15 protein-coding genes are annotated in these 14,723 nt (G+C 69.4%); 5 read left to right on the top strand and 10 right to left on the bottom strand.

The genetic code is table 11. The annotated features are described in order from the left end of the window. Positions 1 to 151: 151 nt before the first annotated feature. The 4 genes from CACI_RS51360 to CACI_RS21680 form a co-directional block, all read right to left on the bottom strand. Positions 152 to 307: a DUF6760 family protein gene (locus CACI_RS51360; RefSeq protein WP_015792979.1), complete on the bottom strand. Its 156-nt coding sequence runs from the start codon at positions 305 to 307 to the stop codon at positions 152 to 154. After that, on the bottom strand, positions 304 to 846 hold the full coding sequence (locus CACI_RS21690; protein ID WP_015792978.1) for a hypothetical protein: 543 nt from the start codon (positions 844 to 846) through the stop codon (positions 304 to 306). Before CACI_RS21690 ends, CACI_RS51360 begins: the two co-directional genes overlap by 4 nt. After that, positions 846 to 1,289 carry a phage tail protein gene (locus tag CACI_RS21685; RefSeq protein ID WP_015792977.1) on the bottom strand — a complete coding sequence of 148 codons (444 nt, stop codon included), beginning with the start codon at positions 1,287 to 1,289 and terminating at the stop codon, positions 846 to 848. The genes CACI_RS21690 and CACI_RS21685 overlap by 1 nt, the downstream gene beginning before the upstream one ends. Before the next feature lie 80 nt (positions 1,290 to 1,369). Then, entirely contained in the window at positions 1,370 to 3,004 is a 1,635-nt protein-coding gene (locus tag CACI_RS21680; protein WP_015792976.1) for a phage tail sheath family protein, read from the bottom strand. Between the two features lie 274 nt (positions 3,005 to 3,278). On the opposite strand from CACI_RS21680, the gene CACI_RS51355 reads away from it, so the two are divergent. Both CACI_RS51355 and CACI_RS45895 read left to right on the top strand, forming a co-directional pair. After that, on the top strand, positions 3,279 to 4,751 hold the full coding sequence (locus CACI_RS51355; protein ID WP_015792975.1) for an RICIN domain-containing protein: 1,473 nt from the start codon (positions 3,279 to 3,281) through the stop codon (positions 4,749 to 4,751). A 170-nt stretch (positions 4,752 to 4,921) separates the two neighbouring features. Beyond that, the gene (locus CACI_RS45895; protein WP_015792974.1) at positions 4,922 to 6,352 is read left to right on the top strand and encodes a lipase chaperone; all 1,431 of its coding nucleotides are present in this window, start codon (positions 4,922 to 4,924) and stop codon (positions 6,350 to 6,352) included. A gap of 104 nt (positions 6,353 to 6,456) precedes the next feature. On the opposite strand, the gene CACI_RS21665 is transcribed toward CACI_RS45895, so the two are convergent. Together CACI_RS21665 and CACI_RS21660 are read right to left on the bottom strand one after the other, a co-directional pair. Continuing rightward, entirely contained in the window at positions 6,457 to 8,130 is a 1,674-nt protein-coding gene (locus CACI_RS21665) for an MFS transporter (RefSeq protein ID WP_015792973.1), read from the bottom strand. 61 nt (positions 8,131 to 8,191) lie between these two features. Continuing rightward, positions 8,192 to 9,712: a long-chain-fatty-acid--CoA ligase gene (locus CACI_RS21660; RefSeq protein WP_015792972.1), complete on the bottom strand. Its 1,521-nt coding sequence runs from the start codon at positions 9,710 to 9,712 to the stop codon at positions 8,192 to 8,194. A gap of 112 nt (positions 9,713 to 9,824) precedes the next feature. Between CACI_RS21660 and CACI_RS21655 the strand changes: the two genes are divergently transcribed. Next, positions 9,825 to 10,427, top strand: coding sequence for a TetR/AcrR family transcriptional regulator (locus CACI_RS21655; RefSeq protein WP_015792971.1), 603 nt, complete (start codon positions 9,825 to 9,827; stop codon positions 10,425 to 10,427). Positions 10,428 to 10,658: 231 nt separating this feature from the next. Here CACI_RS21655 and CACI_RS21650 read toward each other — a convergent pair whose 3' ends face one another. Beyond that, a complete protein-coding gene (locus CACI_RS21650; protein ID WP_015792970.1) occupies positions 10,659 to 11,114 on the bottom strand; it encodes a hypothetical protein in 456 nt (151 codons plus the stop codon). A gap of 156 nt (positions 11,115 to 11,270) precedes the next feature. After that, a complete protein-coding gene (locus tag CACI_RS21645) occupies positions 11,271 to 11,723 on the bottom strand; it encodes a DUF4395 domain-containing protein (RefSeq protein WP_015792969.1) in 453 nt (150 codons plus the stop codon). 97 nt (positions 11,724 to 11,820) lie between these two features. Between CACI_RS21645 and CACI_RS21640 the strand changes: the two genes are divergently transcribed. Continuing rightward, complete coding sequence (locus CACI_RS21640; protein ID WP_015792968.1) at positions 11,821 to 12,246, top strand: thioredoxin family protein; 426 nt, start codon at positions 11,821 to 11,823, stop codon at positions 12,244 to 12,246. On the opposite strand, the gene CACI_RS21635 is transcribed toward CACI_RS21640, so the two are convergent. Then, complete coding sequence (locus CACI_RS21635; RefSeq protein ID WP_015792967.1) at positions 12,240 to 13,283, bottom strand: cation diffusion facilitator family transporter; 1,044 nt, start codon at positions 13,281 to 13,283, stop codon at positions 12,240 to 12,242. The genes CACI_RS21640 and CACI_RS21635 overlap by 7 nt on opposite strands. Positions 13,284 to 13,456: 173 nt before the next feature. After that, the gene (locus CACI_RS21630; RefSeq protein WP_015792966.1) at positions 13,457 to 13,999 is read right to left on the bottom strand and encodes a carbonic anhydrase; all 543 of its coding nucleotides are present in this window, start codon (positions 13,997 to 13,999) and stop codon (positions 13,457 to 13,459) included. Between the two features lie 109 nt (positions 14,000 to 14,108). Between CACI_RS21630 and CACI_RS21625 the strand changes: the two genes are divergently transcribed. Then, entirely contained in the window at positions 14,109 to 14,672 is a 564-nt protein-coding gene (locus tag CACI_RS21625; RefSeq protein WP_015792965.1) for a TetR/AcrR family transcriptional regulator, read from the top strand. The last annotated feature ends 51 nt before the right edge of the window (positions 14,673 to 14,723 follow it).

The following is a 14,723-nucleotide window of genomic DNA, read 5'->3' as shown; positions in this document are numbered from 1 at the left end:
CTGCCGCGCGCGAAGGCGTGACAGCACCGGCGACCGTACCCGAAGCCGCCGAAGCAGTGCCCGAAGCCGAGCCACCAGTGCTCATGCCAGACACCGCATCAGCATCAACCCCACCCCGCCCTCGCCGCGAGAAGATCCCCATCGGGTCGGCTCACTCCTCCGCTGCGCGTGCGTTCAGGCCGGCGATGCCGGTCACGAAGGCGCGCCGGTCGCCGTGCTCCAGGTCGAGGATCTGGTCCAGGGCCCAGTGGAAGTGGTAGGCGACGTACGCGACCTCGTCGCGGAGCTGGTCGGCCGCGTACGTCACGATTCCCCCAGGCGGCTCCCGCCGAGGTCGATCTCGAAGTCCTGCGCGCAGTTCGGGCACGTCACGGAGGCCAGGGTGTGGCCCTCGGCGTTGATCTGCTCGTAGAAGTCCTGCAGGAAGGCCAGGTCGGAGGCGAACATGTTCTCCACGATGCCGTCGTGCACCATCGGCAGCGTGCCCAGGCGGGTGATCACCCGGCCGAGCAGGACCACCGAGAGGTAGGCCGGGTTCTCGCGGACGCGGACGTCCCGCAGCGGCACGAGTTCGTCGCGCGCCGTGGACAGCCGCATCGAGCCGCGGCGGTGCACCACGCCGGCGTCGTCCACGTAGCCGCGCGGGAGTTCGAACTCGAATTCCGTGCGGAGGGTGTCGACGCTGGACGGCGATGTCGGAACCGAGGCTGGACCGGTCGGCGCCGCCGGAGCGCCGTCGATGACGCCGACAGCCGCCCCGGCCTCGGCCGAAGCCGCCGAGGCCGCCGAAACCGAAGCCGAAACCCCCGGCGCCACCGCCGCACCCCCCGGCAGGGAACGCTTCATCAGGCGATGACCAGTTCTTCGAAGGTGATCGTGACCTGCTCGGTCAGCACCTGGGCCTCGCCGGCCTTCGTCCCGGCCGTCTCGACCTTGCAGCACCAGGCGTTGCGCAGGTCGTAGCGCTTGATCGGGTTGTTCATGTAGTCCATGTAGATGATCGTCGCGTTCTTGCGCGCCGAGCCCATGTTCCCGGCCAGGGACTCGTTGATCCAGTTGGTGAACGACGAGCTCTGCGTCTGGCCGCGGGTCACCGAGACCGTGCCGCCCTGGGAGATGCCCGGCATCATGCGGACGACCGGCTTGCCCTGCGGGTTGTTCTGCACGTGCTTGATCACGTCCTGCTCCAGCTGGAGCGCGCCGACCTCGGCGAGGTACTCGACCTGCACGCCGTCGATCTGGAGGGCGAAGTTGTGCGCGGCGGCGGAGTCGCCGTTCATCAAACCCATGGTGATCCGATTCCTTTAATGCGCTGCGGTGCGGCGCTGCTGCGGTTGATAAGAGGTCGAAAGTCGGTGCGGGCTGTCGCCTACTCCTCCAGCTCGCTGCCGCCGCCGGAGATCTGCGCCAGGCGGAAGACCACGAACTCGGCGGGCTTGACCGGGGCGATGCCGATCTCGCAGATCACGCGGCCGACGTCCACCGACTCCGGCGGGTTGGTCTCCTCGTCGCACTTGACGTAGAAGGAGTCCTCGGCGCGGGAGCCGAACAGCGCGCCGCCGCGCCATTCGTTGACCAGGAAGGCCGAGATGTTGCGGCGCACGCGGGCCCACAGCGCCTGGTCGTTCGGCTCGAACACCACCCACTGCGTCCCGGAGAGGATCGACTCCTCCAGGTAGTTGAAGTAGCGGCGGACGTTCAGGTAGCGCCACGCCGGGTCCGAGGACAGGGTGCGCGCGCCCCAGACCCGGATGCCGCGGCCGGGGAAGGCGCGGATGCAGTTCACACCGATCGGGTTGAGCAGGTCCTGCTCGCCCTTGGTGATCTGCAGCTCCAGGTCCACCGCGCCGCGCACGATCTCGTTCGCGGGCGCCTTGTGCACGCCGCGCTCGGCGTCGCTGCGGGCCCAGACGCCGGCCATGTGGCCGGACGGCGGGACCGCGATCGACTTGCCGGCGGCCGGGTCGAAGACCCGGATCCACGGGTAGTACATCGCCGCGTAGTGCGAGTCGTAGCCGGCGCCGGTCTGCCGCCAGGTGCGGATCTGCTGGGCGTTCAGGTTCGGCAGCGGGTCGATGATCGCGACCCGGTCGCCCATCAGCTCGCAGTGCCCGATCAAGGCGGTCTGGACCGCCTTCACCTCCTCCTCGGAGATGGTGCCCTGCAGGTAGGCGGACATCAGGTCCGGGACGGCGACCATGGTGATCTCGTCGATCGCCTCCAGGCCGCCGAAGCCGGTGCGGTCGGCCGAGTCGCCGATGTAGGAGCCGGTGGACACCGGCTCTGCCACCTCGGCGCCGGCCGGGGCGCCGCCGGCGGCCGCGGTCGGGACCTGCACGGTCTGGTTCTCCGGGCGGGCCAGCGTGCCGGAGCCGGCTTCCTCCACGATGATGACCTTCGAGCGCTCGCGCACCTGGGTGGTGACGTAGGAGCGGCCGGCCTTCTTGTTGGCCGAGACGTCGAAGGTCTCGGCGACCTTGTCGTCGACCTTGACCACGAGGCGGAAGCGGTCGCCGGCGTCGGCGCCCTTGTCGCCCTCGCCCGCCGGGACGTCGGCGACCTCGACCGAGACCTGGCCCGAGACGCCGGAGGCGGCGCCGACCTTGAAGCCGCCGAGGCTGACCGGCTCGCCGGCGGTCAGCGCCTGGCGCTCGGCGCCGGTCACCACGCCCCGGTGCCCGGCGCTGACGCCCCGCCCGGTCCGGCCGTCGGCGCTGCCCGGACCGGCCAGACCGCCCTCGGTGCCGCCGACGCGGACCACGTAGCAGACGGTCCCGCCGTTGTTGAAGAACCCGTACACCGAGTGCGCCAGGTAGTAGCCCTCGGTGAACTCACCGAACTCCGCGACGTACTGGGACCAGTTGGTGACCAGCGTCGGCGCGTTCAGCGCGCCCCGCGGCGCGAGGCCGACAAAGGCCGCGACCGAGGTACCCACGCCCTCGATGGGCCGCGAGCCGCTGGCCACCTCTTCCACGTAGACGCCCGGCGACAGATATGTCGGCATGGTCGATGCTCCTCGAAAACCGTACTCGGGTCGAAAACCGTACTCGGGCAAAAAAGTTCAGCCACCACAGTGGGCGACGGCCGCTCCCGGCCGGTAGGTCCGCACGGACGGACGCGAGGGCATTGGCGTTTGCCCGAACGGGCGGCGCTGTCAGTGCCCTGGGACCGTGAACCTCAACACCGGCGTCCACCGGCTCTGACCGGCCCGTAAGGTGCGCGGTCGAGGTCGCCCGACCACGCGGGGCGGGCGCGGGGCGGGCTAGGGAGCAGCGGACGTGTGGGTTGATCTGAACCCGGTGGCGGCGGACGTCGAACCGGGCGCTGAAGCGACGGTGACGATCACCGTCCGCAACACCGGCGACATCGTCGAGGAGTACCACCTGCAGGCCGCCGGCGATCCCGCTCGCTGGGGCGGCATCGAGCCGCAGACGCTGCGCCTCTATCCGGGCACCACCGGTACCGCGCAGCTGACCTTCTCCCCGCCCCGCAGCTCAGAGGCACAAGCCGGGCCGCAGTCCTATGCGGTGAAGGTGACGCCGCGCGAAGACCGCGAGAACACTTTCGCCATCGAAGGCGTCCTGCGCGTCGCAGAGTTCGCCGATCTGCGCGCCGAACTCCTGCCCTCGACGACCCGCGGCTGGCATCGCGGCAAGGTCCGCCTCGCCGTCGACAACTACAGCAATGTGGTGACCAGCGCCGCGGTGTCGACCACCTCGACCAACTCCAACCTCCAGGTAGACATCCGCACCGCAGCCCTTCGCCTGCAACCCGGACGCGCGCAGTTCAGCAAGTTCAGCGTCCGCCCCGGACGGCTGCTGTGGTTCGGCGTCAAGGCAAAGCACCAGTACAACGTCACCGTCACGCCCTCAGGACTAGGACAACCGGTCAGCCTTCAGGGCACGTACATGCAATCGGCGCTGCTTCCCCGCTGGCTTCAACGGCTCCTGATGTTCTTCGCAGCCGCAGCGGCGGCGATCCTCGCGCTCTGGTTCGGCATCCACCCCTCCTTCGCCACCACCGCTCAAGCCTCACCCCAGCCGACCAGCGCGAACGCGCCGACCGTGATCGTCATCCAGCCGACGCCGCCCTCGTCCCCGTCCAGCAGCCCGACGCCGACACCGACCCCGACGCCGAAGGCGCCCTCGAGTTCGGCCGCCGCGCCGCCCCCGGCGTCCACGTCCAAGGCCGCCCCGCCGCCGCCCGCGTCCAGCTCCAAGGCCGCTCCCCCGCCGCCGGCGTCCAGCTCCAAGCCCGCGACCCCGCCGGCACAGATCAAGACGACCAACATCCTCAACTTCGCGAGCAAGGCCTCGGTCGACCTGTACCAGAGCAACTTCACCGACGGCCAGCAGGTCGAGCTCTGGCAGACCCTGCACAACGACGCCCAGAGCTGGACGGTCTGGCTGTACCCCGAAGACGGCTACAACCTGGTCATCCAGTCCACCGACAAGCCGGACAGCGCCGGCACGAAGGTCCTGCAGGTGGAACCGGACAGCCCCACCGACGTCGACATCTCCGACGACTGGGGCGGGGTGCAGGGCCTGCAAGCGCACTTGACCGGCGACTACCAGGACTGGTCCCTGACCTCCGTCCCGGACAACCCCGACAACCCGAACGGCGCCTACGGCGTGCTGAAGAACAAGCACACCGGGACCTGCCTGAGCAGCAAGGGTTCGGGGCAATATCTCACGATGGCGCCGTGCAACACCGGGGACAAGAACCAGTGGTTCTGGCTGTTCGCCCTCTGATCGGCGGACGCGAGGGCACTGCCGTCTGCCCGTACGGACGGCACCGGCAGTGCCTTGGGTCCGGGATTCCCGTCAGGGGCATCGACCTGCTCTGACCGGCCCGTAAGGTTTCAGGTCAGGGCCGCCCGCGCATTGGCACGCGGGCGCAGGCTGGCAGGGAGCTGCGATTCGTGTGGGTTGACCTGAACCCGGTGACGGCGGACGTCGAACCGGGTGCCGAGACCACGGTGACCATCACCGTGCGCAACACCGGCGACATCGTCGAGGAGTACCACCTGCAGGCGACCGGCGACCCCGGGCAGTGGGGAAGCATCGAGCCGCAGACGCTGCGCCTGTATCCCGGCACGACCGGCACCGCGCAGCTGACGTTCACGCCGCCGCGCAGCGCCGAGGCCCAGGCGGGCCCGCAGCCGTACGCGGTGAAGGTGACGCCGCGCGAGAGCCGCGAGAACACCTTCGCCATCGAAGGCGTGCTGCGTATCGCAGAGTTCGCCGATCTGCGCGCCGAGCTCCTGCCGTCCACCACGCGCGGCTGGCATCGCGGCAAGGTCCGCCTCGCCGTCGACAACTACAGCAACGTCGTCACGAGCGCAGCGGTGTCGACCACCTCGACCAACTCCAACCTGCAAGTGGACATCCGCACCGCAGCGCTGCGATTGCAGCCGGGACGCGCGCAGTTCAGCAAATTCAGCGTCCGCCCGGGGCGGTTGCTGTGGTTCGGCGTCAAGGCAAAGCACCAATACAACGTCACCGTCACCCCCTCAGGACTGGGGCAGCCGGTCAGCCTTCAGGGCACCTACCTGCAATCGGCACTGCTTCCCCGCTGGCTCCAGCGGCTGCTGATGTTCTTCGCAGCCGCCGCGGCGGCGATCCTCGCGCTGTGGTTCGGGATCCATCCGTCCTTCGCCACCAGCGCGCAGGCCTCGCCGCAGCCGGCCGCCGCGACCGCGCCGACGGTCATCGTCATCCAGCCGACGCCGGCGGCGCCTTCCAGCACCCCGTCGCCGAAGCCGACGACGAGTTCGGCCGCGCCGCCGCCCCCGCCGAGCAGTTCCAAGTCCGTCGCCCCGCCGCCGGCCTCCACGTCCAAGGCCGCCGCTCCGCCGCCGTCGAAGACCCCGGCGCCTCCGCAGCCGCCGACCCAGCGCAAGACGACCAACATCCTGAACTACTCGGCCAACGCCTCGGTCGACCTGAACATGGACAAGTTCAACGACGGCCAGCAGGTGGACATCTGGCCCACCAACCACTCCAACGCCCAGACCTGGACCGTCTGGAGCTACTCGGACGGCACGATGGTCATCCAGTCCAACGACAAGCCCGAGAGCGCCGGCACGAAGGTCCTTCAGGTGGACGAGCACAATTCCGCCGACGTCGACATCTCGGATGACTGGAACGGGGTAGCCGGTCTGAAGGCGCATCTGACCGCGCCGTTCCAGGTCTGGACCTTCACCAGCATCCCCGGCCACGCGAACTACGGCGTGCTGAAGAACCAGCAGAGCGGGACCTGTCTGGCGAGCAAGGGCTCCGCGCAGTGGCTCACGACGGTGCCCTGTAACACCGGGGACCAGACGCAGTGGTTCTGGCTGTTCGCGGTGTGACCGTCGTGGTCTGATACACACCCCGTGATCGCGTCGACGGGCCGTCCTCAGACTCAGCGTGAGGGCGGCCCGTCGACGTATCAGCGCACGAAGCTCGTATCAGCTCACTGAGCCGGAGCCTCCTGCAACCTCGCCAGCTCCCGCTCGACCGCCTGGGCATGCGCCTCGGCGTCCTCGCGGGCCTTGCGCGGACTCAAGCGCCCGCGCATGGCGGCCGCGAAGGGCAGGAACACGACCTGCCCGGCCAGCGCGATCCACCACCACGTCTGCCACTGGTGCGGACCGTCCTTGACCGCCTTGGCGACCTCGGTGCCGTGCGCCTGCAGGATCGCGATCTCCGGCTGCGCCTGCTGGACCGTCTGCAGGTTCGCCAGGCCCACCTGGGACACCGCCTGCGCCAGCACGGCCGGCGGGATCGCGGCCGGGTCCGGCGGGTACTTGGCCAGCTCGGCGAAGGTCGCCGGGTGCTGGGCGATGATCGCCAGCGCCGGTCCGGCCTGCGCCTGCGCGGCGGCCACCTCGGCGCCGTGGTCCACGACCGGCGTCACCGACGTCACCACCACCGGCGTGAACGCCGCCGACACCGCGACCACCACGCGCAGGATCCAGCCCCACACGGCCAGCCCGGTCGCGGTGGCCGCCGGGTTGCGCTCCTCGACGGTCTCGGTGAACGCCGCCATCCATGGCGCGTACGTCACGCCGGCCAGCGCGCCGCCGATCATGAACACGATCGCGAACGTGTAGTAGCCGGTGTGCGCGTGCGTGGCGAGCAGGGCGAAGACCGCCGTGGTGGTGATCGTGCCGACGCAGCCCACGATCATCAGGGGTTTGCGGACCTTCAGCCGGTCGGAGATCAACCCGGCGACCACCAAGGAGACGGCGTTGGACGCCCAGTACCAGTTCGCCACAGCGTTGGCGCGCTGCTCGCTGTAGCCGTAGACCGAGGAGAAGTAGATGACCAGGTTGCCGACCAGCGCGTAGTACAGCAGCAGGTACACGCTGATCGCGAACGCCGGACCGGCGATGCCCGGGCGCATCATCTGACGCCAGTGCCCGGTCAGTTCCTGCTCCGGGTCGATGCCCCGGGCACGCGCCTCGACCAGCGCCCGGTCGCGCATGCTGACCATGATCTGGTCGCGCAGCCGCGGGGAGAGCTCGCGCAGCGCGAACAGCGCCACCACGAAGACGATCAGGGCACTGATGCCCGAGTAGTGCAGCTCGTCCTGCCAGGTCGAGCTGTCCAGCGTGTGGCTGGTCACGGTGGTGACCACCAGGCTGCCGACCACCGGTCCGATCGCCCAGAAGCCCATCGCCGTGGCCCGCCCCAGCTGCGGGGAGAAGTCGCGGATCAGCGCCGGGGTGGCGACCAGGATGATGCCCTCGACGAAGAACAGCGCGGCGAACAGCGCCAGGAACGCGCCCTTGCTCGACGTGCTGGGCAGGATCATGACCAGGACGCCGGCCACCAGCAGCCCGTAGACCACCAGGTTCGCCCGCCCCCAGCGGTCGGCGAGCCCGGCCAGCAGCGAGGAGGCGGCGCCGACGGCGTTGCCGATCACCGACATCCAGACGAAGTAGGTGAAGGTCATGTGGTAGTGCGTGATGATCGACGTCGCGACCGCGTACTGGATGTAGAGCAGGTAGTACAGGACGATGGTGGTCAGCACGACGATGCCCAGATAGGCGTAGCGGCGCGCGGACTCCGGATAGGCGGCCAGATCGCGGCGCCACAGGCGGTTCAGGACGCCCGGTGCGGCGTCAGCGGCGATGCTAGACACAGATGCTCCTTCGCTTGGTGGAGAAACCGGTCTTGCCAGGTCTGCTACCGGCGGGCGGCGCTCACGCCCGCAGTTCCTTCTTCAGGATCTTTCCGGTCGGGCCGACCGGCAGAGCGCTGAGAAAGCGCACCTCGCGCGGATACTTGTAGGGCGCCATCCGGTCTCGGCAGAACGCGATCACGTCCTGCTCATCGGCGTGCGCCCCGGCCTTGAGCGCGACGTAGGCCACCACCTCCTCCCCCAGCCGCTCGTCGGCGCGCCCGATGACCGCGGCCTCGGCGATCGCCGGATGGGTGTACAGGACTTCTTCGACCTCCCGCGGGTAGACGTTGAACCCGCCGCGGATGACCATGTCCTTCTTGCGGTCGACGATGTAGAAGTAGCCGTCCTCGTCGGCGTAGCCGAGGTCGCCGGTGTGGAACCAGCCGTCGCGGACCGCCTCGGCGGTCGCCTCGGGGTTGCCCCAGTAGCCCTTCATCATGTTGTGGCCGCGGATGACGATCTCGCCGACGTGCTCGGGCCTGGGCGGCAGCGTCCGGCCGGCGTCGTCGACCACCCGGGTCTCCACACCCCACACCGGCTTGCCGATCGAGCCGACCTTCCGCTGCTCGGCGCTGATGTTGAAGGTCGTCGTGCTCGCCGACTCCGACAGGCCGTAGCCCTCCAGGATCACCACGCCGGGGAACTTCTCCTCGAAGGCGCGGATCACCTCCCCGGGGATCGGCGCGCCGCCGGAGCAGCCGACGCGCAGCGCGGACAGGTCGCGCTCGGCGGTGTCGGCGTGCAGCAGCGCGAAGTACATCGTGGGGACGCCGGAGAAGATGGTGCAGCGGTGCTTCTCCATCGCGTCCAGGACCGGTTCGATCTCGAAGCGCGGCACCAGCGCCATCGTGCCGGCGTTGCGGACGGCGACGTTCAGGACGCTGGACAGGCCGAAGACATGGAACAGCGGGAGGACCGCGAGGCTCACGTCGTCGGGCCGGATGCCGAACAGGTCGCCGGAGACGGTGCAGTTCATGTAGAGCTGGAAGTGGGTCAGCTCGGCGCCCTTGGGCTTGCCGGTGGTTCCGCTGGTGTAGAGGACCACGGCGGTGTCGTCGGCATTGGTCGGCGCGATGTCGCCGGTGTCGGCGGCGTCCAGCAGCTCGGCGAAGGGCTTCGTGCCGGGCGGGATCTGGTCGTGCCCGGGCGGGCTCACGACGTAGACCGCGGTACCGCCGGCTTCTTCGGCTCCTGCGACCGCCTCGGCCGCCAGCAGGCTGAAGGCCACGAGGATCGTCGATCCCGAATCGCGCAGGTGGTAGGCGATCTCGCGCCCCTTCAGCAACGGGTTCAGCGGGACCATGATCAGCCCGGCTTTCAGAATCCCGAAGTAGCTGACTATGAATTCCGGCAGGTTGGGCAGCTGCACCGCGACCCGGTCGCCGCGGCGCAGACCGAGCGCGAGCAGCGCGGCTGCCATCCGGCCCGAGGCCTCGTCGACCTGTTCGTAGGTGAGCGTCGCCTGCTGGCTGTGGCACAACGGCTTGCCCGGAGAGGCCAGCCGCGACTCGCGGAGGATCGTCGCGAGGTTGAAGGTCATGAAGTTTCCCACTTCCCGGTCACAGACCGACCGCCCGGTATGTTTGGCGCTTAGTATCGTCTGGAATCCCCCGAAGTCAATGGGTCGGATCACGGGCCTGACGAGGAGCGACATGGCTGAGCAGGATCGGACGAGGGTGCCGCGCGGCGAGGCCAGGGACCGGATCGTCGCCGCGGCCACGGAGCTGTTCGGCCGCCAGGGCTACGAGGCCACGACCACTCGCCAGATCGTCGAGGCCGCACAGGTCACCAAGGGCGCGCTGTACCACTGGTTCAGCTCCAAGGAGGAACTGCTCACCAGCATCTACCGCGAACTGCTCGCTGAACAGACTTCACGCCTGAAGACCATCGCCGCCGCCGACACCCCCGCCGACGCCCGCCTGCACCTAGCCGTCACCGACCTCTTCGCGCACATGGACGACCACGCCGAACCCCTGACCGTCTGGGCCCGCTCCATGCACCTCGTAGCCGGCGAACACGCCGCCGCCGTCCGCGCCGAACGCCGCCGCTACCAACACCTCTTCCAGGACCTGATCGAGGAAGGACAGAAAGCCGGCGTGTTCCGCGCCGACGTAGCCGCCAGCGTCATCACGAACACATTCCTGAGCAGCGTGGTCCAGATCCACCGCTGGTTCCGCCCCGACGGCCCACTGACGCGCCGAGAGCTGGGCACGCAGATGGTGGCTCTGTTCCTGGACGGGGTGCGCGTCGGGTAGGTCGGGGTCGGACACTCGCGGCGGTGCGGCGGGGCGGGCAAGGCGGACCGGCTCGAGAAGGATCGGGCAGACCGGCAGACCGGCAAGCTCAGACAAACCGGCAGACCGGCGGATCAGCAGGTTGGGCATGCCCGCGCGGACTGGCAGCTCGGGCAGATCGTGCAGCCGGCGCCAGCAGCGCCGCCGGACAGCCGGCGGCGCGCGAAGAAGTCGGCGGGAGGCCGGTCGGGGTCAGACGCCGCAGATGGTCGCGACTACCTGGGCGTCGTTGAGGGCCTGCTGTGTGCTGGGGGTCTGGCCGCTTTCGGCCTGGTTGATGATGGTCTGGAGGTCGTCGGCGACCTTGTTCATCGCGTCCTTGCCGCCGGGCTTGCGGGTGGTCTGGGCGGCGGAGCGGAGTTGGCCGATCGAGGTCTGGACGCCCTTGAGCTGGGTCTGCGGGCTGGCGGAGTTCTGGGCCTTCTCAGCGCCCTGGATGGCGAGTATCGCCTGGGCGCAGCCGGAGTCGGTGCCGGTCGCGCCTGAGGATCCTCCGGTCTTGCCGCCGGTGATGCCCCCGCCGGTGACACTCCCGCCAGTGCTCGATGTCGTGCCCGCGCCGATCGTGCCAGAGCTCGAACATCCCGCGAGCAGCAGCGCGGCGCAGGCGACGCCGACCGACACGGGTATACGAGGACGAGTGGACATGAATCTACCCCCCTAGCCCAATGGGCTCGTACTCCATAAAAGCGCGTGTTGTCAGCGGTTGTATGGAAGAACAGGCCGCTGACTTTGGTCAGGACCCTAGGGAAGCGCGCGCGGTATTGCAAACGTGGGGCAATGGCAGTCCCACCAGTGCCGAGGTCAGGCGGCTCGTCCCCGCAGCCGCACCAGCAGCAGATACATCTCGCATCCGAGGCAGAACTCGAATGCCGCATTGAGGAAAGCCGCGGCCAGGGCACACGCGGTCGCGGCGATGCCCAGCGCCGGCACACCGGCGAGATAGCCGACCGCCCCGACCACCGCGAATACCAGGCCCACGCCCTGCGCGAACCGCGGCGGCGCCTCGTCCTCGAACGCCGTCGGCGGCCCGAGGCGCGGACGGACCAGGCGCGCGAACAGCAAGCCGTACGGCGCGCGCCGCAGCCCGGCGAACGCACCGACCGCGAACACGAGCGCCTGCGCCGCCAGCAGCCAACCGCTCCCGGTAAGAAGCACGATGATAAGGACGACGGTGGTCACGGTCGCGCCGAACCTCGGCCCGCGGACGTCGATGCCCTGGGCACCGGAGCGCTTGGTGACCTGCGATTCCGTCATCAGGCCACGGTAGGTGGCCGCATGCCGCGAGGGAACGTGCGTCTCATGCACCGGACAAGGCGGGAATAACCCTCGAGACGGCGGCACTGTGTCCAGCATGGATCTGGCGGGAGTGGCGGCGGCCGTAGGCGCGTTGGCGGCCGCGTCGGCGTTCGGACTGTGGCGCAAACGGAGCGACGGTACGGTCCGCGACGAATCCGCGACCGCCGAGCGACTGAGCGCCGCGGACCTCGGCATCGACCTCGACCCCCGAGCCACCCTGGTCCAGTTCTCCTCGAAGGTCTGCCGCTACTGCGGCCCGACTCGCCGCGTCCTCACCGAACTCGCCGACCAGCACACCGTCGCCTACCTCGACATCGACGCCGAGGAACACCTCGACCTCGCCCGCCGCCTGACAGTGCTGCGCACCCCGACCGTCCTGCTACTCGACGGCACCGGCCGCATCACGCACCGGGTCTCCGGTCCGCCGCGGCGCGCGGAGCTCGCGGCTGCGGTGAGCGCGCTGGCATCACTGCATCAGTGATCGTGCGGCCCGGTCCGATGCACCGGACCATGGCTGTCCTCGCAGTGCCCCAGATCTCCGTCGGGCACCGTGTGTGAGATCTGCAGTATCTCGGCCTCGGCGTCGCCGAGGTGGTCGACCTGGAGCGTCGCGTGGCCGATGCCGTGCTCGGCGAGCAACTGGCGTTGCAGCACCCGGCGCACCTTGTGGCAGTCGCCACCGGGGACCACCAGAACGTGCGCGCTCATCGCCGCCTGGCCCGAGGTGATCTCCCAGATGTGCAGGTCGTGGACCTCTATCACCTGCTCGACCGCCGCCATCTGGTCCCCGACCTCATCCGGGTCGACGCCAGCGGGCGCCGCCTCCAGGAAGATGCGGCCCGCCGCCGTCACCAGACCCAGGCCCGCCTTGAGCATCAGGGCCACGACCACCAGGGTGGCGATCGCGTCGGCGCGGGCGAAGCCGGTCAGCACGACCACCAGGCCGGCGACCGCGGTGGCGATGAAGCCGTACAAGTCGGTCAGGATGTGCTGGAAGGCGCCCTCGACGTTCAGCGAGGTGCGGTTCGCCTTGGAGATCGACCACGCAGCCGCGATGTTCACCGCCACGCCGACCAGCGCGGTGGCCAGCACCAAGCCGCCGGTCACCTCCGGCGGGTTGATCAGCCGGCGTACCGCCTCGAAGGCCAGGACCACCGACAGCACCAGCAGCGTGACGCCGTTGGCCTGCGCCGACATGATCTCGGCACGCTTGAGGCCGAACGTGTAGCCGCCTCGCGCCGGACGCGCCGCCAGCCGCATCGCGAACAGCGCCAGCAGGATCGAGCCGGCGTCGGTGAGCATGTGCGCGGCGTCGGAGAGCAGGGCCAGCGAGTGCGCGAGCACGCCGACGACCACCTCGACCGCCATGAAGCCGAGGATCAGCGCCAGCCCGATCAGCAGCCAGCGCCGGTCGGCGTCCAGCGCGACGCCGTGGCTGTGGCCATGGCCGCGCTCGTGGCCGTGACCGTGGCCGTCGCCGTGATCGTGCTCGGCGTGTTCGTGGATCTGCTCAGACACTTGGCTCCGCCCGGGCCGGCTTGTCGAAGGTGACACCCGCAGTGAATCGCATATTTGCGTACCAACGCAAAGATGGCAACGACATCGGTTTCCATTGTCCTCGCAGATGACCGCCTCTCCCAAGACGCCAGGCGATTACGCCGGCCACGTCGCCCACGTCGCCCACGTCTTCGCTACGGAGCCACGACCGTGGTGATCGCACCGGTCTTGATGTCGTAGTCGTACCCGCCGATCCTGAGCTTGGCGATGCTCCCGGCCAGGACCGGCGCGCGGCGCAGCAGCTCGACGTCGTGACGGACCGTCGCGGCCGGGTCGAGCACGGCCAGCGCGGCGGCCGTCCGCTCGTCGTATCCGCCGCGCTCGGCGAACGAGCGGCGCAGGTCGGGGTCGGCGAACAGGCCGGAGCCGCAGTCGGTGTGGTGCAGGATCGCGACCTCGAACCAGTCCGCGTCGGGCGTCTTGTTCTCGTGCAGGTGGCAGACCCAGGCCAGGTCGTTGATCGCGGAGTCGGTGACGCGGCCGCCGATGTTGCGCGCGATGATCGCCTCTCCCAGGTCCACACCCGCGATCGCGGCCGGCTCGACTCGGGGGTCGATGCAGGTCAGCAGATAGACCTGCCGGAAGGGGATGAACGGGATCTCGGGGACGCGGAGCTTGGCGTCGGTGGCCGCGAAGGCCTCGTTGCGCTCCAGGAAGGTGGCGAAGCGGGAAGACATGAAGTCGAATCCTCTCAGCGGAAAGAACGTTCGTTCTTCCTTTCGTCCGACTCTAGGCGGGCCCGCGGACCGAAGTCAACAGAACGTTCCGTCCACTACCATCGGAGGCATGCCGAACACCGCGCCGAGCCCGAAGGACCGCCTGCTGGACACCGCGCGCCGGCTCTTCTACACCGAGGGCATCCACACGGTCCCGGTCGATCGCCTGGTCACCGAGGCGAACGTGACGCGGGCGACCTTCTACCGCCACTTCCCGGCGAAGGAGAACCTGGTCGAGGCCTACCTGCGGGCCACCGACGACGACCTGCGCGCAGCGGTCGCCGAAGCGCTCGATCAGGGCACGGCGCAGGAGAGTGCCGCGGCGCTGCTGGAGCTGATCGGCCAGGTCACGTGCTCCGCGGGCTTCCGCGGCTGCCACTTCATCAACGCCTCGGCCGAATACCCGGACCCCGAGGACCCGATCCGCGTGGCCGTCGCCGACCACCGCGCCTGGTTCCAGGACACGGTGACGCGGCTCGCCGAGCGCGCGGGGCATCCGGATCCGGAGTACGCGGGGCGCGTTCTGGTGCTGCTGCACGACGGCGCGCTGTCAGCCGCCGAACTCGACGATCCGCAGCAGGTGCGGGAAACGGTGATCCGCGCGGGACGGGAACTGCTGCGGCTGGACGCCTGAGAGCGGTATATCAGGCGACTGATTACTTTGCTACTCGCGACTCACTACTGC

Source organism: Catenulispora acidiphila DSM 44928 (assembly GCF_000024025.1).
GTDB classification, from domain to species: domain Bacteria; phylum Actinomycetota; class Actinomycetes; order Streptomycetales; family Catenulisporaceae; genus Catenulispora; species Catenulispora acidiphila.
The sequence above is the reverse complement of the archived record's forward strand: the minus strand, read 5'-3'. Positions and strand labels throughout refer to the sequence as shown.